Here is an 18,953-nt window from a genome sequence, read left to right as displayed (position 1 = left end):
GTGTTGCTCGCGTTCAGCCACCTGCATAGCTCACTCCTATGAAGCCTCGCACTCTCGTTGTGCTATTTGTGCTCTGCCTTTTTGGCTCGCTGGCGCATGCCCGCACTACCGACGGCCGCACGAAGATCGTCCTGATTGCCGGCACCAAATCCCACGGCCCCGGCGCGCACGAGTACCTCAAATCCGCACGGCTGCTCAAAGTCATGCTTGATCGCTCCCCTAGCCTGCGGAACGTCTTCACCGAGGTCTATTACGACGGCTGGCCAATGGACCAGAGCGCGCTTGAAACCGCCGATACCATCGTCTTCTTGAGCGACGGCATGCAGTGGTCCCCCTGGTCCTGGTCGCCGGAACGGATTGCCTTCATACAACGGCAGATCGAGCGCGGCTGTGGCTTCATGACCTTCCACTTTGCTACCTATATTCCCTATCAGTTCGCTACGCAGGCGCTCCATTGGAACGGTGGCTACGTGGACTACGACGGCCCCACCCATCCCACTCCCTATTTCACGCAGAAGACACTGACCACGGAGATCGCCTTTCCCAGCCCCACCCATCCGGCGCTGCGCGGCGTTCATCCGTTCCAGATTCGTGAAGAGTTCTACTACAAGCCCACCTTCGTCGATGGCATGACCGGCATCACTCCCCTGCTGCGTGCAACCGGCCTTCCCGCCGATCCCAAGGTCTACCCCGGTCCGCTTGCTACGCCTCTGGAACAGACCTTCTTCTGGGCATACGATCGTCCCAAAAAGCATGGCGGCAAGGTTCAGGGACGTAGCATCGGCGCAACCTTTGGCCACTACTACGCCAACTGGCAGATGGATGACTACCGCAAGGTAGTGGTCAATGCCATCTGTTGGACCGCACATCTTCCCATCCCAAAAGACGGCATTGCAACGACCTGGGTCGACGATCAGGCTGTCGACCAGGCCCTTGGGACCACTCCTGCACCGAGCCTATCGCCGCTCGAACCGACTCGTCCGCCACTCGATCCTGCCTACACCAAGAAGTAAGTAGCTCGTCTTTACTGCAAGAATCTGGAGCTCGAACAGTGGCATCGGTTAACAAACGACGACTTGTGAGGACGAATCACGTCAACTGTTGGCGAAGGTATGGAATCCCTATTGCACACCGCTACGCAGATCTTTGAAAATAGCCTGGTGAGCAGTCCCAGCTTTACGGCCAAGCGCATGAAATCACTGCAAATCGATCCGAAAATGACGCTCAAAACTAAGTACATTTTGTCTATGGCAGCATTCTGGGGAATGGCCACGGCCTTGGGAACAAATGCCTGGAGCATCTGGGTAGATCATCGGCCTTTTAGCTGGATTGACATGTTCCTCAGGCTGATCGTGTTTTGCTTGGCTGGACTAGGATTCGGAGCTTTGATGTGGAGCTTAAGAGGCAGAGGGTCACGCCAGTAAAGCAGTTGCTTTGTTCCAAGATGGCTCCGTAATGCTTTGTAGTGGGTTTGCACCGGAGGCGGTGAACTGCCTCCGGCACGTGTCTTACACGGCGACGAAACCACCGTCGACGAACAGCTCCACGCCGGCTACAAAGCTGCTGTCCTCCGACGCAAGGAACACGACCGCCTTGGCCAGCTCATCCGGAGCACCAATGCGGCCCAGCGGCACGCCGGCGGCCAGTCCGGCCTTGAGCTGTTTCTCCTGTTCAGCGTCATTGCCCACCAGACCGGAGATCGCCGGCGTATCAATCGGTCCGGGGCTAACCACGTTCACGCGGATCTTGCGCGCCTTCAGCTCATTCGTCCAGGTGCGTGCGAACGAGCGCACGGCGGCCTTAGTCGCGTTGTAGACGCCAAAGTTTTCGAAGCCCTTTATGGACACGATGGAGCCGTTCAGCACGATCGTTGCGCCATCAGGCAGCAGTGGCAACGCCTTCTGCACCGTAAAAACAAGACCCTTCACGTTGATGTTGAAGGTCTTGTCGAAGTGCTCCTCGGTGTAGCTGCCCAGTGGCACAAACTCCCCTCCGCCCGCGTTGGCAAAGACGACATCCAGCTTGCCCTTCTCCTGCTGGATCTGCGCAAACAGGCGGTCCAGATCCTCCAGCTTCGATACATCACCCTGTATGGCGGTAACATTGCCGCCGATTTCCTTCACTGCAGCATCCAGCGACTCCTGGCGGCGGCCCGTGATGTACACGTACGCCCCTTCAGCGACAAAACGCTTTGCCGTTGCCAATCCAATACCGCTGTTTCCACCCGTCACCAGCGCAATCTTTCCATTCAGCTTTCCCATTGCCAGCTCCTTTTCGCTCCGTTGGTTCATATCGACTATTTATTTCGACACTGATCGAAATAAATGATGACGACGCTCCGCCATCGGATTCAGGAACGAAGGAAATTTGTATGAGAAATGTGGATTCGAGTGACCGGTCAGCGCTTTGATGCAGTCTTTGGAGGGCGGAATGGCGGTGCGGCTAGAATGCTTGGCAGCATGCAAATGCGGAATGCATTGAAGCTCTCAATTCTCCTCGTCCTGGCTGCCATGGCCGCGGGTTCCGCGGCGGCACAGGATCTGGCTCCGGTCGTCAGGGTTGAGGGGCTCGGCCGCGGGCTTGTGCGCCTCAACGAACCGTGGCAGTTTCATCTCGGCGACGATCCTCACTGGGCCGAACCGGACTCGAATACTGCTCCGGGTCAGGCTGGGTGGGAGGCGATCAAGCCCGACCGCCCCTGGGGCGCGCAAGGCCACTTCGCCGCGCATGGGTTCGCGTGGTATAGGCTGCGGCTCAACATCACTCCGGTAGCGAATCTCCGTTCGCAAATTCAACTGCTCATCCCCGGCATCACTGACGCCTACGAGGTCTATTGGAACGGATCTCTGGTCGGCCGTTATGGGACCCTGTCTCCACACCCTTCCTGGCCTGCTGTGTATCAGCCCCAATGGTTCACACTTCCAAGCCCGTATACCGGGACTCTCGCGATTCGCGTCTGGCAAGGTCCGCTCGGATCGAGTTCGAGCGGCATCGTCGGCGGGTTCAGCGAGGCACCCATCCTGGGCGATGCGGACTCCATATCGGGATACGTCGGAATATGGAACTACGAGTTCCTGAAAGGCACCCTCTTTGCCAACGCGCTTAATCTCCTGTACCTGATCGTGGGGATTGCCGGCATCGCACTCTGGTCGCGGCGTAGAAATGAGCGGCTGTTGCTGTGGTTCTCGATCTTCGCGGTCTGTCCGGCGATTTGGGGTTCGGTCTATACGATGCGAATTCCAGTCTCCAGTCAATTCGCTCAATTTCTGGTTCAGCCCCTGTGGCAACTCCGCAATGTTGCGTTGTGGTTTTTGCTGATCGAGATGCTTCATCTCGGCAATAAAAGGCACTTAGCGCAGTGGGCCAGAATTCTGGCCCTCGTGAGCGTCACTGCTGCCTTCCTCGATGGATGCCTTATCTACATCCCTGCCGCATGGCTCTCATCGACGGCGGGCGCGTGGGCCGATGGCATCCTTACCGTCATCATTGAACCTTGCGATCTGTATCTCCTCGTTCTTGCGATCTTCGGGTTCCGCCAGAAGCTTGACTCTGTCCGCTGGGTAGTGGCTGTCAGCGCAAGTCTTTCGCAATTAGGTGCTGTGATTGCAGCCACAGCAGGACAAGGGCAAAGGTTCACCCACTGGACTCTTGCCCAAAGGCTCTATTCCCCGCTCTTTCATATCGGACCGGTCAGCCTAAGCGTCCTTCAAGTCCTCGATCTGATGGTGTTTTCTTCCATTGTTTATGCCGTCTATCGATTCGTCTTTGAGCAGCAGACCCGCAAGGCGCTGCTCGAGCAGGAACTCGAAAGTGCACGCGAGTTGCAGCGGGTGTTGATTCCGGAAAAGCCGCCCGAACTGGCCGGGTATACGATTTCGAGCGCCTATCATCCGGCATTGGAAGTAGGTGGAGACTTCTTCCAGGTCCTTCCGCTCGAAGGCGAGCAGGCCGGCTCATGCCTGGTCATCCTCGGAGACGTCAGCGGTAAAGGCCTTCGCGCCGCAATGGCTGTTTCCCTCATCGTGGGAGCAGTGCGCACGCTGGCAGAAAACTATTCAAGCCCAGCCGAGATTCTGGCAGGACTCAGCCGGCGTCTTCATGGCCGTCTACAGGGTGGCTTCACAACCTGCCTGGCCATGCGCCTCGACTCTGATGGAGGCTGCACGCTTGCGAGCGCAGGTCATCCGGCCCCGTACCTGAATGGCAAAGAGATCGAGCTTCCCGGCGCCCTGCCGTTAGGCATCGATCCTTCCATCGACTACGAGGAGACTGCCATGAAATTTAAGCCCGGCGATCGATGCACGCTCTATACCGACGGGCTTCTCGAAGCGAGAGCGGATTCGGGAGAGATCTTCAGCTTTGAACGCCTGCAGCGTCTCCTCTCGGAGGCACATGACGCGGATACGGCTTCCAGAGCCGCAGTCCAGTTCGGACAGGAAGACGATATTACCGTGCTCACACTTACACGCTCGGCGTAAGAAAACTCTCCCCGAGAACGTCGCTTTAGAATTTGGGCCGCCGATTATTTGCGGCGGCCCAAGTTTCCTTACTGATAAGCACCCATGGAAGGAGTGCTACCGCGTTGATCCCCGACGATGTCTACCTGCGAAGCCTTGGAAGAGGTGCCGGCAGACTTACCCGCGGAGTTGGATTGCAGTGCGAAGTTCGTCGCTGAGACGAAGCTTGGTGCGCTGACTACTGGTCGTGAATCGAAAGCAGGAGCGGCTCCGGCTCCGTACCAGAGGTTATTCGTCCCGGTTACGCCCTGGCTCTTCGATTGGATGTAAGGCTGCGCCGCAGAAGGCTGAACGCAGATGTTATTCGTCAAGTTGATGCCTGCGCCCGCATAGACTACACCGAAGCATCCATTCTGATTTCCGAGTGTGTAGGCTCCAGCATCCACAACAGTGTTGTTGTAGACCTGTACCGTTCCACTTGTTGAACCGGCAGGATCTGAGTTGATTGCGATGCCTGCCTCATTTGCAACGCCGTAAGGATTGGAGGCAATCGCGACGTGGGCCACTACGTTGTTGTAAACCTCAACGGTTCCTTGCGAGGGATTGACCGACGCGAGTTGGATTCCATCGCAGTATCCTCCGGTAATGACGTTGTCATGCACATGAAGGTCGTACTGATTGCTACCGGTGGTGGCATGGAACATGATGCTGCGGCAGTAACCCTTGAAGTTTTGTCCAATGGTGTTCCATCCAACGTCGGCGTGATTGGCGCCAGACGAGAAGTAGACAGCATGATAGGTTTTATCTACATTGCCGCCGGTGTCATGCACATTGTTTCCCTGGAACGCCCAGGTGTCAGAGCTATTTGTGGTTTCAGCAAGAACGCAGGCGGTTCCGCCGATACCGGAAGGAGGCGCCGGGCATGACAGGCTGTTGTTGATCATGCGGACATTGCCGACCTCGGAATCGATCGCAGAACTCTGGCCGACGATATTAAGGTTGGCGATCGTAGTGAACTTACCCCAACTCTTAACCCCGTTTGCCACGCTGGTGCTGCCGACATTCACTGTCCCACCAGGGTAGCCCACGATGGAAAGCTGACTGATGGCTGATCTTCCGCCAAGGTCCAACGAGATGGCCGCTCTATAGCCTCGTCCATCGTCGAAGCTGACGTCGGTTCCTGGTTCAAGATAGATGACGGTATTTTGCGAAGGAGCTGCAGAGTCACGCGACGTTACCGAATTGAAGGCAGCCCGCCATGTTTTAAATGGAGCGGTAAAGCTGCCGTTGTTCGTATCGAGTCCCTTTGGGGAAACAAAGACGATGGTTGTTGGTGCCACCGTAAATGGAACGCCATTTGAGGGGAGTCCATTTACGTTGACAACGATGTTTCCTGTTCTCGCTGCCGGCCCAAGTTGCGCGATGATCATGTTGTCTGACCAGGAGCATAGGCTGCAATTCGTTACGAGTTGTCCACCAAGAGTCGCCGTACTTGGTCCTTGCGAAGCCCCGAAGTTGTTTCCGAAGATTCGAACATATACGCCATTTCCGTTATCGCCGCCACTGCCTGAACCGACATTCAGATCGGTGTAGTTGATGTGCGGCGTGCCCGGCAGCGAACTGCCCGGGGACGTTGAATTGTCGGAGATATTAAGGTTCAGGCCTGTTTTGGTAGCTCCGCCACAGTAGTCCCAGTTTTGAACGACAACGTAGTGTGCACCGGGAGTAAGCGTGATCGTTGTGTTGACCGTCGTTCCGTTTGCGCTCCACAGCAACTTGTCATCAACATAAATGCCGACTGCAGCAACGCCCTGGGAGCAGGTTGTGTCTGTGGTTGCAACGACGGGGAATGAAGTACCAACGGTGGCGCCGTTGGTCGGAGTGGTTACAGCAACGGTGCAAAATGCGGGCACCGCCCAAGATATCAATGCGCCTGCGATGAGTGTGGGCACACGAAGACACTGAGCGACTAAGCGACTGAGTTGCATTCTCAACGAATTGCTCCTACGGAGGATGGGGATCGACCGAAGCAGCTTGCATTTCGATGACCGCAAATCGCTGAGATTCTATCTACCTGCTATGAGCAACTTATACGCGTTCTCATCGGTTAGAGGATGAAAAATATTCCGAACACCCGGAAAGTTCTTCCATGGAATCGATAAACGCACGCAGCAGAAGACCGCAGACTGTCGTTATCCACAACCGCCTTGTGAATTCCAACTCGGCAACTTCCGATAGCCGTTCATTCCCCTGTTCACCGAACCTCAAGCCTCCGAGGATGGTGGAATCGCTTCTTTCGCCGCGAAGCTGCGGAACAAAGCCACGACGCGCTCGCAGGCATCCGGCGCATAGAACATTTCCGTGTTAACCATGGTGTCTGCCGTCATACGCCGCATCCGGGCAAACATTTCCGCCTCATAGGCCGCAATGGCGTCAGAAGAAGAGGCCTCGCTAAGAAGAAGCTTCGACAGGACCAGGGCGTCGAGCATCGCCATGTTCACACCTTCGCCCGCATAGGGCGGCATGACATGCGCTGCATCGCCAATCAGCGTAACATTTGGCTTCGACTTCCAAGGTTGATCCATCGGGCAAACAAGGAGCGGACGCCATACCATCGAAACGGCTTCTCTAAAGAGTGGTTCCCATCGGTCACTCCACCCTTTGAAGTTTGCGCGGAACCATCCGACTCGCTGATCCGGATCGACTGCCTCCTCAAGGCTCTGCCTCACCGCACGATCATCTGTCTTCAAACCCGCATACAGCAACACGCTCTCATCCGGCTTAGTTCCTATGCCAATCGTCCTTTCGCCTCCTAAAGCGATCAAGGCTGAGCCTCCGAGAAGATCCCACAACTCCGGTATTGTCTGCTTCGCCGCAGGAATAAGGCCCTCTACGAGCGACACGCCGACATACTGCGGCCGGATGGGAGTAACCAGCTCACGCAAGCGGGAGTTTGCGCCATCGCTGCCGATGGCGATGTCGGCCAGTGCTGTCTTTCCGCCTGCAAAGCGTAACAAGACCTGCTCCCCCTGAATCTCTGAAGACTCCAGCTTGCAGTCCCACTGCACCGTATCAGGCTCAAGCGAATCGAGCAGGAGATCGCGCAGAGGACCACGTTCGATCTCAGGACGTTTCTCCGGACCGGACATCCGGCGAGAGTGATCGTGAAGAACCGTACCGTTTTCATCGGTAAGGCGGAGGTTGTTGAGATCTGGTCGATGGTTCGCCCAGAAGGCTTCTGTCAGGCCGGCGGCTTCCAGGGCTGCCAGTCCAGAGTCTTCGTGGAGGTCTAATGCGCTGCCCTGGACTCGTGCACTGCGGCTTTGATCACGCTCGTACACCGACACCCGCGCGCCGCTTTGCTGTAGCAGCCGTGCCAGAGTAAGGCCGCCTGGTCCTCCGCCGACAATGGCGATCTTCTTTCCACGAATAGCGTTCATAGTGATCTTCCCGGCCCTTCAGCCTGAATCAAGTGCCCCGTTCCCGAATGTACGGATTTGGCTCACAGGATCTGATGAAGTGCTGCAACGCAAGGAGCGGAATTAATTCGTTTAGCCTTCCTTGAGGAAACAGAACCAGGAAATCAGTCCTGATCCTTGTACCGGATTGGCATTCGTCCAAGCGCCTGAAGCAACCCTCACAAGATCCGAAGATTGCTGACGAAAAGCCGACTTATGAGTAGTAATCCGGCGTCGGTTAGCGCAATGGCAACTTAATACAATATGGCATCTAGTGTTGACTTTGGCATCAAGTGCCATCAATATAGCGACAGATCATCCGTATGCCTGGGAAGAGGTGTCGAAGTGGAATATGGTCATCGTATTCAAAGAACTGGCCGCAACACTGACTACCCTGCGATTCAGATCCGACTGCGATGGAGCGTTGGAATCTCTTCGATGCTCCTCACCTTTGGCTTGGCCTTTGCAGAAGTTCCGCAAAAAGCAAGTGTTGTGGATCAAGCGCCACCGGTCACATCTGCTTGCGAGGCGCAGGCAGTTCACGGCCCTCTATTCATCACCGAGAGCTGTAACGATCCAGAGTTGAGCAAGCCATACGTCGATGTGCGGAGGCCCGGCACCATGACCGACAAAGCTTCCGGGGTGTCGGTCAGTTTCACATACGTTCATGGCGGCTTCAGCGGAACCAATGCCCGGTTTTCTTTCTACTTCCCAACGGCAGAGAAGTATAAAGACCGGTTCTTCCAGACGACCTATCCAACCATCGGTGTGGAAGATGCCGCTCCCGGCTGTCCTGAGATCGGTACGTCAACCTGCTCAGTGGTGTTCGCGCTGTCGAGCGGTGCGTATGTGGTTTCGACAAACAATGCGGGTGGCGTACCTGCAGGCGGACCGCTCGCGGCATACCGCACGAACGCGGCAGCCGCCAAATACTCACGCCTTATCGCCAAAGAGATATACAAGACGGATGCCCGACCGCGTGGCTACCTTTACGGGGCCAGCGGAGGCGCGTACCAGACTGTTGGCTCAATGGAGAACACCAGCGGCGTCTGGGACGGTGCAGTGCCGATGGTGTTCGGCGTTCCAAATGCCATCCCCAACTTCATGGCCTCGCAACTGCTGGCGTTGCGGGTGCTGCGTGACAAGCTGCCACAGATAGCCGATGCCGTAGCGCCAGGTGGCAGTGGAGATCCCTATGCGGGGCTGAATGCCGAGCAACGGAACACTCTCAGAGAAGTGACCCGGCTCGGGTTCCCGCTAAGAGCCTGGTGGCAGTACGCCACCCTGAACGGCGGCGGGTTTTGGGCGGTGGAAGGTGCAGTCCGTTCCATCGACCCCAGCTATGTCGAGGATTTCTGGAGCAAACCGGGATATGAGGGGAAGGAGTCATCGGTTCAGGCTGCTCGGGTTCGGCAAGACACGACCGTCAAGAACAATGGTGAGGGCAACGAATTAGTGCTCGGTCTGGAGCCGTCCAAGGATCTGCTGAACGGCGACTTAATCATCGTGGACGGTCCAAAGGCTGGCCAATCGGTCGTGATCACTGGAATCGAAGGCAACAAGGTCAAGGTTGTGAATGCATCGGGAATCACCTCGGGAACTGCGGTCCGGCTCGACAACTCTTGGGCTATCGCTCTCGAGTACTACTCGCGCCATCAGGTGCCAACGCCACACGAGTACGGTTGGGATCAGTATGTAAAGAGGGACGGTGCTCCGCTATATCCGCAGCGTGGCGTGATCATCGGTCCGATACTGAACGCATCAAGCGCAGGATCCGTAGCGAGCGGGCGATTCCACGGAAAGATGATCATGGCGGAGTCGGTTCTTGATGTTTCAGCCTACCCGTGGTCAGCGGACTGGTATCGGCAGCAGGCGCTAGGCGCGTTGGGTGACCTGTCCGGCAGCTTTCGACTTTGGTATATGGACAATGCCGATCATGGCCCGGACATTGCGGGCTATAGTGCTGGTGTTGCGTTCGAGCATTCCGCACACGCGGCCGACCACATCGTAAGCTATCTCGGAGAGGTGCAGCAGGCACTGCTGGATTTGGATGCGTGGGTCGCTCAGGGCATCGCGCCGCCTGAGAGTACCAACTATCGAATAGATGCCGAAAACCAGGTGCGACTTGAGCCCGACGCTGAGCTTCGTCGGGGCATTCAGCCCGTCGTGACATTAGCCGCCGGCAAAACATCGAATTTGTCCTCCCATCCCATAGCCGTGGTGAAGAAAGGAAGGGACGTTATTTTTTGGGCGAAGGCTCAGACACCGCCTTCTGCTGGCAAGATCGTCAAGGTCGAGTGGGATTTCGAAGGCGATGGCCGATTCACGTCGCAGGCGGTCTCGATTGGTCGCCAGTTCGCTTTTGAAGAGGTGCATCGCTTCGTTCGTCCCGGAACCTACTTCCCTGTGGTTAGAGTAACGGCCCAACGCGAAGGCGACGCGAACACGTCCTTTGGTTTGGTTCAGAATCTAACCTCCATGCGGGTGACCGTAAGGTAGGTGCATAGAGGTTCTCATGAAGATACGAGCGGGATACAGTTTCATAGGCTTGGCATCGACTTAACAGATAACGATCCAGACTGGTGTGGCATCTTGACCGAACAGAAAAAAGACCTGAGGTCCCGGAAGCAGGAACTCGTCAGCAACGCGATCCTGGATGCGGCGATCGCCTTATTCGAAAAGAAGGGCTTCGATCAGACAGAAGTGGCCGAGATCGCGAAAGCTGCCGGGATCTCCAAGCGCACTTTCTTCCGCTACTTCGCCACCAAGGATGATCTCCTCGGAAGAAGTGTTATGGACTATGGTGCAGTTCTGGTTGCCGCTATCCGCGCTGCACCGCCAGAGTGCACCGATATGGAAGTGATTCACCAGACCCTGCTTGCCGGCGTGCAATACAACAAACAACCCGAGTCCCGTGCGCGGCAGCTCATTGCGATTTCCACGAGTCACCCGACCGCACGGCAGGCCTATCTCTCCAGGAAGCACCTGGTGGAAGACGCCATCGCCGAAGCCTTTGCCTCCCGTGCGCGACGTGCCAGTCGCAACGATCTCAGGGTGAGACTTCTCGCAGGAGTCACATTGATCCTGATGAATGCGGCGATTGGCGCATGGTTTCTCGGAGAAGAGAAAACGCTTGAAGCTGCTGCGAAGCACGCTGAGGCGGAGCTCGAAAAGATCACCACTCTCAACACTGCGCCGGGCAGCTTGAAGAAGAAGAATAGAGGTAAAGAGGACGGGCGCTCAGCTAATCCACTCCCGATACGTCGAGTTCTCTAGAGCAATACTGTGAAGCGCTCTCGAAACGCGAGAACAGCGCAATGCAATCACGAGATGTTCAAATAGGGCGTGACGGCGGAATTGATACTGATAAACGCGCTTATCGGAAACCCGCAGACTAACATGACCCAGAAGCCATAGAGATACTTCACTGCAAGCCCCGGCGTTCCTTTACTCGAGCGTATTGGAGCCATTCACCGAAATTTTCTGACCCGTGACAAATCCAGCCCCGTCGCTCGCGAGAAAGGCCACCGCCTTCGCGACATCTTGAGGAACTCCCATCTTCTTTGTCGGAAAGTGCGAGCAGCATGTAGGAGGGCTTGGCGAACGCGTCCTTCAGGTAGTCGAGGCCGCGGTCTCCGGGCTGGAACTGGAGATGGAATTGAGTGGGAGCTTTTCCGTCCGGCATACCTGCGGCTGCAGCCTGGCGCAGAATAGCGTCGAGCCTGGCTTGCGCGCGGATCTCAGGGACGATATCACCGTGCTCACACTTACGCGCTCGGCGTAGAACGAATCGATACCGGCGCTATCATTGCTGGTTTCTTACTGCGCTTTAACACTCAGGTGCGCGTGGTACTGTGTGACCTTCCCTTTTTGAGAGTAGAGCCCAAACTTACAACTCTGGAACCGACGAAAAAGACTCAGCACAGGAATCTTGCGATCTGAACTCCCGACTGTTCCCATGTGTCCTTCCGCATTAACTGAAAAGATGATTTCAATTTGTTGGCCAGCAGACGGCGGATCAGAAATTTCATGTGGCAGATCGCAACCGGTGATCAACTTACGTGTCTGAGCGTCATTCAGTTCAGGGATGGGCTCACCGGCAGTTGTGGTGAAGTGAAGGACAAGAGGCATTTCCATCTGTCTCGGAACTCCGTCCACTAAGAATGGCTTGAATTTATACTGCATCGCGACCTGTTTATCGAAGGGAGCAAGTTCTCGATTATCGTCTGAGTTGTATGGAGAGGCTTCGCGGACCTGCCCTGTACGGTCGGTAATGGCATGGACGATGAGATAGCCTTCAAGTCGGCCTTCGCGAACGGGCGGCCAGTGGATGTCCTTGGGCGCAACCTGAACAAGGGACTCTTCAGTTGCGGTAGAGACGATGCTGGTAAGAATGCGGCCGGACGGTGCCGTCGGGTTCGTAATGGTTAGCAGCGTTCTATCAGGTTTCCAGTCTTCAAGTGTTGTGAGTACACCCTGCAGTTTGGTGTCGTCGCGAGTACTGGTGTGATAGGTGTGAGCAATCGACTTTTCATGGAACTGTCTGAAATTCTCCAAACCGAGATAGTGGGTAAAGTCGAGTGTGTAGGAGAGGTTCGTGCCCAATGACTTGTTGTAGCAGACCTGAGCGAAGGTGAGGTCATCTGTAATGCCGTTGCGACGGTCATCGCGTTTGATGCAGTAAGCAGCGGCGGCTGGAAAGTCATTGTAGGCGTTCGGGTGACCACGAAGGTCTTTTGCGCGCGCCATCGGATCAAGCAGGGCCGCGACAAAGTTTTGCACCCAACCGGGATAGAAATCTCCGCTGTCGGACTCCTGAACCTGGTCGCCACTAACGATAAGGGTTTGACCGAATTCCGGCGTATCCAATTTGAGGGAGTAGCTAGTTGGATCTTCCCAGAACACCTCGATCCGGCCATGGTGCTCGGTGGAACTGGAAGACTCACTGGTAATTTCGAGGATGGCGTGAAAAGGAGGAGCACCCGGAGTTGTGAGTACATTGGCTGCGATCATTCTGTCCAGCAACGCATCATCGGCGGCTGTATTCGTGGCAGACGTTTGCCCGGAGGCCATTAGGGTGCAATACGCATAGAGCAAGTAGGCGAAGTAGTTCACTGAAGCCCTCATGGGAGACACCCATTTTATCGCAGCCGATTTCAAACGTTATTACAGCAACTTCGTGGAGCTGCACAACTACGACGACCTCGGTTGACGGAGGCTTGCTTTATATAAGCGCTTATAAACGCACTTATCGGAAGCTCACAGAGCTGTCGTTACCCACAAGCCGCCTTATAAGTATCAAATCGGCAAACTTCCAATAGCGCTCGCTCATCTACTCGAGCGTATTGGAGCCATTCACCGAAATTTTCTGTCCCGTGACAAATCCAGCCCCGTCGCTCGCGAGGAAGGCCACCGCCTTCGCGACATCTTGAGGAACTCCCATCTTCTTTGTCGGCAGGGTTTGCAGATACTGGTCTATCTCTGCCTGGGGAGTGCCGACGTGCCGCTCCGTGGGTATCCAGCCGGGGGCAACCAGATTCACGGTAATGCCGGTCGGCGCCAGTTCGCGTGCCCAGGAACGGGTCTGCCCAAGCTGAGCGCCTTTTGCTGCCACATAATTGGCGAACCGATGGTTTCCCAATTCGAAGACTTCGCTTCCGATCTGAATGATGCGGCCAAACCGCTTCTCTCTCATACGGGGAAGAACACGCTTGAGCAGAAGTAGCGGAGACTTCACAAAAAACTCCAATTGATCGAGATAGCTTTCCCACGTCTGCTCTTCGATCGAAAGCATCGGCTGAGGTCCTGTCGCATTGACGATCAAGATGTCGATGCCCCCGAAAGCCTTCTCAGCCTCCGTGACGAGCGCGTCTATCTCCGCGGGATTTCGAACGTCAGCCTTTACGGCCAGGGCTTGCGCACCGAGCTTGTGGATCTGATCGCAAATATCTTCAGCTCCGTCTTTGCCGTTGAAGTAGTTGACGACCACATTCATGCCGGATGCGCCGAGTTCGAGTGCGATAGCACGCCCAAGACCTCGCGATGCTCCAGTTACCAATGCCGTTCGCTTCATCGTAAGTTCCTTTGCTTTGAGAGTCTTCTCATCGCAGAATAGCGATGGAGCTTCCCATCTTTTCTACGCCAGGCACTCTGCTCTTAGCAAAAGTGGGTCTCCTGGAAAAGCCGAGGGCAGGTCGATTCATCATGGCAAAGACAAATCTGATCACGTCCCAAAGCCGGTCTCTTTTCCCGCGTGTCGTCTCGTCCTTCGTAGCCCTCGGAGTGAGCTGGCTAGCCGCCGCAGCAGCATTCGGGATCTCCGTTAAATCACCTTATGGAGTACTGGCGGCCCTTATATCGGGCATTCCTATCTTTGCAATCGCGTGGATCGTCGTAGGCATCCCAATGGTTTTGGCAGGCCATCGGGTGATTCAAATGCCCATTTGGGGTCTAGGGCTTCTTGGTGCAGTTGCAGGTGCAATCATTTTCTTAGCGATAGATCGTGAAGAGCAACTCTATCGTGCTGAGAATATTGGATGGCCTGCTTTGGCCTCATTGTCAGGAGCAATTGGCATAGTTACCTACCGTCTACTGATTGAGACGAAAAGACCGCAACGATAACGCCTATCGAAAGCGCAGACGATATAAGCTCCTGACGAATGCAAGTTCCCGGGCTGCTTTTGCCTTTCCATCTTTCCTATGGACATTGCAAAGGAGTACTGCTAGCTTCTATGCATTGTCCAAAGGAGTGACCGTGATGACCTCCAGATTCCATGTTTTCGCGGCAAAGCTCAGCGGGATGTTCGGCCGTCGAAAAGCCGATCACGAATTCGACGACGAGATGCGGTTGCATCTGCAGCTCCTCACGGAGCGATTCATTCGCCAGGGGATGCGACCTGAAGAGGCTGCTTCGGCGGCGCGCCGTCAATTCGGTAATACGACCCTCTTGAAGCAAAGCCGGAGAGAGATGCGCTCGATCATGTCCCTCTCCAATCTTGGACGCGATCTCCGCTTCAGCGTGCGTCAGCTCCGCCGTAACCCCACACTTGCCCTCGTCGCCATCACCTCCCTCGCTCTGGGCATCGGCGCCAACACCGCCATCTTCGCTGTCGCAAAAAAAGTTCTCCTCGATACCCTGCCCGTCAAAGACCCGAAACAGCTCCGCATGCTCACCTGGGTCGCCGGTCACGATCAGAAGGTACCACTCGTCTGGGGTGATGCTTCTTCCAACGCGAGTGGCGACCACATCAGCTCATCGTTCTCCTACCCCGTTTTTGAAGAACTGCACAAGCAGACCGAAGCCTTCCAGTACCTCTTCGCCTTCAAGGACGTCCAGATGACCGCTGCTGTGGACGGTCACCCCGCCGATCTCGTCTCCGCCGAATTCGTGAGTGGTGATACCTTCAACGCGCTCGGAGTCCAGCCCCTACTCGGCCGCACCCTTACAGCCGCAGACGACACCGACACCAGCGCAGGCCCGGTCGCCGTCATCAGCGAAGCCTACTGGGCCGCTCATTTCGCCCGTTCTCCCTCCGCGCTCGGCAGAACGATCTCACTCAATGGCATTCCCGCCACCATCGTAGGCATCGCCCCAGGCAGCTTCACCGGTCTGCAGATAGACACCGTTACACAAGTCTTCGTTCCCATTGTCACGCAGCCGGTGCTTCTACCGCGCCCTCAAAACAGCAGCGCCTCCCTGCTCAACAACCCTCAATCCTGGTGGCTGCTCGTCATGGCACGCCTGCGTCCTGACGTTCCTGAGATCAGCGCGCAAGCCAGGCTCGACGCTATTCTGCGCCAGGCTGCAGCCGCAGGTATGCCGGACGGAAAAGCTCCCACTCAATTCCATCTCCGGTTCCAGCCCGGAGACCGCGGCCTCGACTACCTGAAGGACGCGTTCGCCAAGCCCTCCTACATGCTGCTCGCACTCTCCGGCCTCGTGCTTCTGCTGGCCTGCGTCAACCTTGCCAACCTACTGCTCGCCCGGGCGGCGACCCGCGAACGCGAGGTAAGCACACGCCTCGCCCTTGGAGCAGGCCGCGCACACATTGTGCGCCAGATGCTCACTGAAAGCCTGCTGCTCTCCTCACTCGGAGGTACCGCCGGCCTGCTCGTCGGCTATCTCGGTCGAAACCTCATCCCACGGCTCCTCGCAAAATCGTGGAACCCGGAGACGATCCAGCTTGACTTCGATGGACGGGTCATTGCCTTCACTGTTGGTATCTCTCTCGCAACTGGAATTCTCTTCGGTCTCGCTCCCGCATGGCAGGCTACACGCACGAATGTCAACTCTGGTCTCAAGGACACAACCCACGCCACTTCCAGCCGTCAGAAGATGGGTCTCGGCAAAGGTCTTGTCATCTTCCAGATCGCACTTTCGGCAATCCTGCTCATCGGAGCCGGGCTTTTCGTGCGGACTCTCGTCAACCTCAACCACACTGCGCTTGGCTTCCGGCCAGACAACATCCTTCTCTTCCGCCTTGCCCCTCCGAAAACCCGCTACACGGGCCCGCAAAGCACCGCGCTCTATCGCCAGCTTGAAGAAAAACTGGCCACAATCCCTGGCGTTCGCTCGGTCTCGTTGAGCACAATCGCTATCGTCGGTGACGGTTACTCAGGTTCCACCTTCCACGTCTCCGGCCGCCCTACTGTCGAGGGTGAGCGCCGCGTTCAGATGAACATCGTCGGCACCGATTTCCTCTCCACGCTTGGTATCTCCATCATGCGCGGCCGTGGCTTCAACACGCACGACACCCATACATCACCCAAGGTCGCGGTCGTCAACCAGACTCTTGCACAGAAATACTTCCCCAACCAGGACCCTCTCGGCCAGACCTTCGAAAACGAGGACGCGGACGGCCCCATCCAGATCATCGGCATCGCCGCCGACACCCGCTACGCCAATCTTCGCACCCCTACGCCTCCGCTCTTCTATCTTCCCTACCAGCAGCATCCTGATAATGTGAGCCGCATGGTCGTCGAGCTTCGCACTTTCGCCGAGCCCGCCGGCATCGTCAATCAGGCCCGAGCCGCCGTTGCCTCACTCGATCCAAACCTGCCTCTGATCGAAGTCCGTACCATGACCCAACAGATCGACTCCAGCCTCTCCAACGAACGCATCTTCGCGCGACTCACCGCCGGCTTCGGTCTGCTTGCCCTCCTCCTCGCCAGCATCGGCATCTATGGCATCATGAGCTACACCGTAGCCCGCCGTACGAGCGAGATCGGCATCCGCATGGCTCTCGGAGCCCGCGCGGACCAGGTCCTCTCGATAGTGCTGCGCGAGGTGTCGTGGATGACTCTGGCAGGTGTCGCGATAGGCATAGGTGGAGCGCTATGGCTGGGGCGCTTCCTTAGCGCAATGCTGTACGGATTGAAGCCCTCCGATCCGCTGACGTTGATAACCGCCGCGGCGTTGCTGGCTATCATTGCGCTGTTAGCCGCGCTTGGCCCCGCGCGGCGAGCATCGCGCATTGATCCTATCCGCGCGTTGCGACATGAATGAGGCCGGCATTCGCCGCTCTACATCATCGCCTTTGTGCTTAGAGCATTTTCTCTGTAGGTGTAGAGAGCGGGGCTTCCCATCCATGGGCGTTTGCCGCAATGAAAACGCCGTTGCACGTCCCTTCCGGAATACTCAGTGACAGCCGGGCAGTGGCACAACTTCCGACGTCGCCTAGTTTTCAGAGGGCGCTTCAATGTGGTCGATGACCATCACTTGTACCGAGGCTTTTGTGGGAACAAGCTTCAGCCCAATCTGTTCTTGAATCGCGGTGTAAAGCCCCGGAGGAGCCTCGGGATCGTTATTGGAGTGCGACGAATCGACGGGACAGTAGCTCTGTGATTCATCAGGCGTCCACTTGAGGTCGAAGTCGTATCGGTCATGCAGGCCGGTTTGATCGACGACGGGTTTGTCCATGAAGGCCTCTTGCATGCCTCTCGCTACGTCGGCAATAGAAGCATTCCGGACGGTGAGGACGACCTGGCAGTTGTAAGAGAAGCCTGTGCGATCGCTGGGCTTCCGCGTAGTCTGTACGAGCTTGGGTCCCCCTTTGGCAACTTGGATCACGTATGCCGAAAGCTCGCGGGATTCATAGCGAAACTCAAGCTTGAAACGAGAAACAAGCAGCCTTTGAAACATCCGTCGTGATTGTGTGATGTTCGGATGACCAACGAAATTAGGTACACCTTCGATATCAAAATGTGTGCCAAGAGGAAATGACGCTTCGGCGATAATTTGCTTCGCGTGAAGACCATAGGAATAAGCAATGAGCTCGCCGATGGAGAAATTAAACGCAGCAACGCGGTTGCCGTTGCTCCGAATGCCCGTGCCGTGCGGAGCAGTGGTGTCACTTGGTTTGATAGTGGCAACTTCAAACGAGGGATCTGCGTCGGGTGGCAGCGGCACCGAAACTTGACTCTGAGCAGATGAGACTAGCGAGCTTGACTGGCCAAGCACGGTACCGGCAAACGCGAGAACTACCAGCAACGCGATTGGTACGAGTCTAGTAGTCCTGAGCACAATCCCTCCGAACGTAAACCATCACGCCTAGGAGACTAACAGGGCGATGCGCTTCAGTGCCTATGTTAGCGGAGTTCCTGGGCGATCCCGATCAGAATCCCTTCAGGCCCGCGGATGTAGCAAAGCCGATACGAGTCCTGATACCGGACGACTTCTCCCACGAGCTGCGCGCCCCGATTGCGAAGCCTTTCAAGCGTCTCGTCGATGTCATCGACGGCGAACATGACGCGCAGGTAGCCTAGAGCATTCACTGGGGCGTTGCGATGATCCGCCACGACAGGCGGCGTGAGGAAGCGAGAGAGTTCGAGACGGCTGTGGCCGTCCGGCGTGCGCATCATGGCGATCTCGACGCGCTGATCGCCGAGTCCGGTGACACGTCCTGCCCATTCGCCTTCGATCGTAGCCCGTCCTTCGAGCTCGAGTCCGAGCTCTCGAAAGAACTCAATGGTCTCTTCGAGTTCATCGACCACGATTCCTACGTTGTCCATCCGTTTGAGCGCCATGTGTCGAGTCTAA

The 18,953-nt window shown here is 56.4% G+C and carries 13 protein-coding genes and 1 pseudogene; 6 read left to right on the top strand and 8 right to left on the bottom strand.

Translation table 11 applies throughout. The annotated features are described in order from the left end of the window. Positions 1 to 38: 38 nt before the first annotated feature. Positions 39 to 1,013, top strand: coding sequence for a ThuA domain-containing protein (locus FTW19_RS12430; RefSeq protein WP_147647923.1), 975 nt, complete (start codon positions 39 to 41; stop codon positions 1,011 to 1,013). A 495-nt stretch (positions 1,014 to 1,508) separates the two neighbouring features. Here the strand turns inward: FTW19_RS12430 and FTW19_RS12420 are convergent, their stop codons facing one another. Beyond that, complete coding sequence (locus FTW19_RS12420) at positions 1,509 to 2,261, bottom strand: SDR family oxidoreductase (RefSeq protein WP_147647921.1); 753 nt, start codon at positions 2,259 to 2,261, stop codon at positions 1,509 to 1,511. Positions 2,262 to 2,459: 198 nt separating this feature from the next. Between FTW19_RS12420 and FTW19_RS12415 the strand changes: the two genes are divergently transcribed. After that, a complete protein-coding gene (locus FTW19_RS12415) occupies positions 2,460 to 4,478 on the top strand; it encodes a SpoIIE family protein phosphatase (protein ID WP_187143455.1) in 2,019 nt (672 codons plus the stop codon). A gap of 68 nt (positions 4,479 to 4,546) precedes the next feature. Here the strand turns inward: FTW19_RS12415 and FTW19_RS12410 are convergent, their stop codons facing one another. Together FTW19_RS12410 and FTW19_RS12405 are read right to left on the bottom strand one after the other, a co-directional pair. After that, on the bottom strand, positions 4,547 to 6,445 hold the full coding sequence (locus FTW19_RS12410) for a hypothetical protein (protein WP_187143454.1): 1,899 nt from the start codon (positions 6,443 to 6,445) through the stop codon (positions 4,547 to 4,549). A gap of 276 nt (positions 6,446 to 6,721) precedes the next feature. Beyond that, positions 6,722 to 7,897 (bottom strand): FAD-dependent oxidoreductase, encoded by a 1,176-nt coding sequence (locus tag FTW19_RS12405; protein WP_147647919.1) that lies wholly within the window; start codon positions 7,895 to 7,897, stop codon positions 6,722 to 6,724. Positions 7,898 to 8,353: 456 nt separating this feature from the next. On the opposite strand from FTW19_RS12405, the gene FTW19_RS12400 reads away from it, so the two are divergent. Beyond that, positions 8,354 to 10,414, top strand: coding sequence for a PKD domain-containing protein (locus tag FTW19_RS12400; protein ID WP_222705579.1), 2,061 nt, complete (start codon positions 8,354 to 8,356; stop codon positions 10,412 to 10,414). Between the two features lie 93 nt (positions 10,415 to 10,507). Beyond that, positions 10,508 to 11,191: a TetR/AcrR family transcriptional regulator gene (locus FTW19_RS12395; protein WP_187143453.1), complete on the top strand. Its 684-nt coding sequence runs from the start codon at positions 10,508 to 10,510 to the stop codon at positions 11,189 to 11,191. Between the two features lie 171 nt (positions 11,192 to 11,362). Here FTW19_RS12395 and FTW19_RS12390 read toward each other — a convergent pair. The 3 genes and pseudogenes from FTW19_RS12390 to FTW19_RS12380 all read right to left on the bottom strand — a co-directional run. After that, positions 11,363 to 11,482 (bottom strand): annotated as a pseudogene (locus tag FTW19_RS12390) (SDR family oxidoreductase); the annotation flags it as partial. Between the two features lie 252 nt (positions 11,483 to 11,734). Further along, a complete protein-coding gene (locus FTW19_RS12385; RefSeq protein WP_147647916.1) occupies positions 11,735 to 13,030 on the bottom strand; it encodes a hypothetical protein in 1,296 nt (431 codons plus the stop codon). Positions 13,031 to 13,247: 217 nt separating this feature from the next. Then, complete coding sequence (locus tag FTW19_RS12380; protein ID WP_147647915.1) at positions 13,248 to 13,988, bottom strand: SDR family oxidoreductase; 741 nt, start codon at positions 13,986 to 13,988, stop codon at positions 13,248 to 13,250. A gap of 131 nt (positions 13,989 to 14,119) precedes the next feature. Between FTW19_RS12380 and FTW19_RS12375 the strand changes: the two genes are divergently transcribed. Next, on the top strand, positions 14,120 to 14,536 hold the full coding sequence (locus FTW19_RS12375; protein WP_147647914.1) for a hypothetical protein: 417 nt from the start codon (positions 14,120 to 14,122) through the stop codon (positions 14,534 to 14,536). A gap of 136 nt (positions 14,537 to 14,672) precedes the next feature. Further along, the gene (locus tag FTW19_RS12370) at positions 14,673 to 17,420 is read left to right on the top strand and encodes an ABC transporter permease (protein WP_147647913.1); all 2,748 of its coding nucleotides are present in this window, start codon (positions 14,673 to 14,675) and stop codon (positions 17,418 to 17,420) included. A gap of 171 nt (positions 17,421 to 17,591) precedes the next feature. Here the strand turns inward: FTW19_RS12370 and FTW19_RS12365 are convergent, their stop codons facing one another. Continuing rightward, on the bottom strand, positions 17,592 to 18,323 hold the full coding sequence (locus FTW19_RS12365; protein ID WP_187143452.1) for a TIGR03435 family protein: 732 nt from the start codon (positions 18,321 to 18,323) through the stop codon (positions 17,592 to 17,594). Positions 18,324 to 18,502: 179 nt separating this feature from the next. Further along, positions 18,503 to 18,940 (bottom strand): VOC family protein, encoded by a 438-nt coding sequence (locus tag FTW19_RS12360; protein ID WP_147647911.1) that lies wholly within the window; start codon positions 18,938 to 18,940, stop codon positions 18,503 to 18,505. Positions 18,941 to 18,953 lie beyond the last annotated feature (13 nt).

Origin of the sequence: Terriglobus albidus, assembly GCF_008000815.1 — a bacterium.
Lineage (GTDB): Bacteria > Acidobacteriota > Terriglobia > Terriglobales > Acidobacteriaceae > Terriglobus > Terriglobus albidus_A.
The sequence above is the reverse complement of the archived record's forward strand: the minus strand, read 5'-3'. Positions and strand labels throughout refer to the sequence as shown.

Bases quoted from the DNA above. Each gene is read 5' to 3' on its own strand.
- FTW19_RS12430 (WP_147647923.1), top strand. From the start codon at position 39: ATGAAGCCTCGCACTCTCGTTGTGCTATTTGTGCTCTGCCTTTTTGGC.
- FTW19_RS12420 (WP_147647921.1), bottom strand. From the start codon at position 2,261: ATGGGAAAGCTGAATGGAAAGATTGCGCTGGTGACGGGTGGAAACAGC.
- FTW19_RS12415 (WP_187143455.1), top strand. From the start codon at position 2,460: ATGCAAATGCGGAATGCATTGAAGCTCTCAATTCTCCTCGTCCTGGCT.
- FTW19_RS12410 (WP_187143454.1), bottom strand. From the start codon at position 6,445: ATGCAACTCAGTCGCTTAGTCGCTCAGTGTCTTCGTGTGCCCACACTC.
- FTW19_RS12405 (WP_147647919.1), bottom strand. From the start codon at position 7,897: ATGAACGCTATTCGTGGAAAGAAGATCGCCATTGTCGGCGGAGGACCA.
- FTW19_RS12400 (WP_222705579.1), top strand. From the start codon at position 8,354: ATGCTCCTCACCTTTGGCTTGGCCTTTGCAGAAGTTCCGCAAAAAGCA.
- FTW19_RS12380 (WP_147647915.1), bottom strand. From the start codon at position 13,988: ATGAAGCGAACGGCATTGGTAACTGGAGCATCGCGAGGTCTTGGGCGT.
- FTW19_RS12375 (WP_147647914.1), top strand. From the start codon at position 14,120: ATGGCAAAGACAAATCTGATCACGTCCCAAAGCCGGTCTCTTTTCCCG.
- FTW19_RS12370 (WP_147647913.1), top strand. From the start codon at position 14,673: ATGACCTCCAGATTCCATGTTTTCGCGGCAAAGCTCAGCGGGATGTTC.
- FTW19_RS12360 (WP_147647911.1), bottom strand. From the start codon at position 18,940: ATGGCGCTCAAACGGATGGACAACGTAGGAATCGTGGTCGATGAACTC.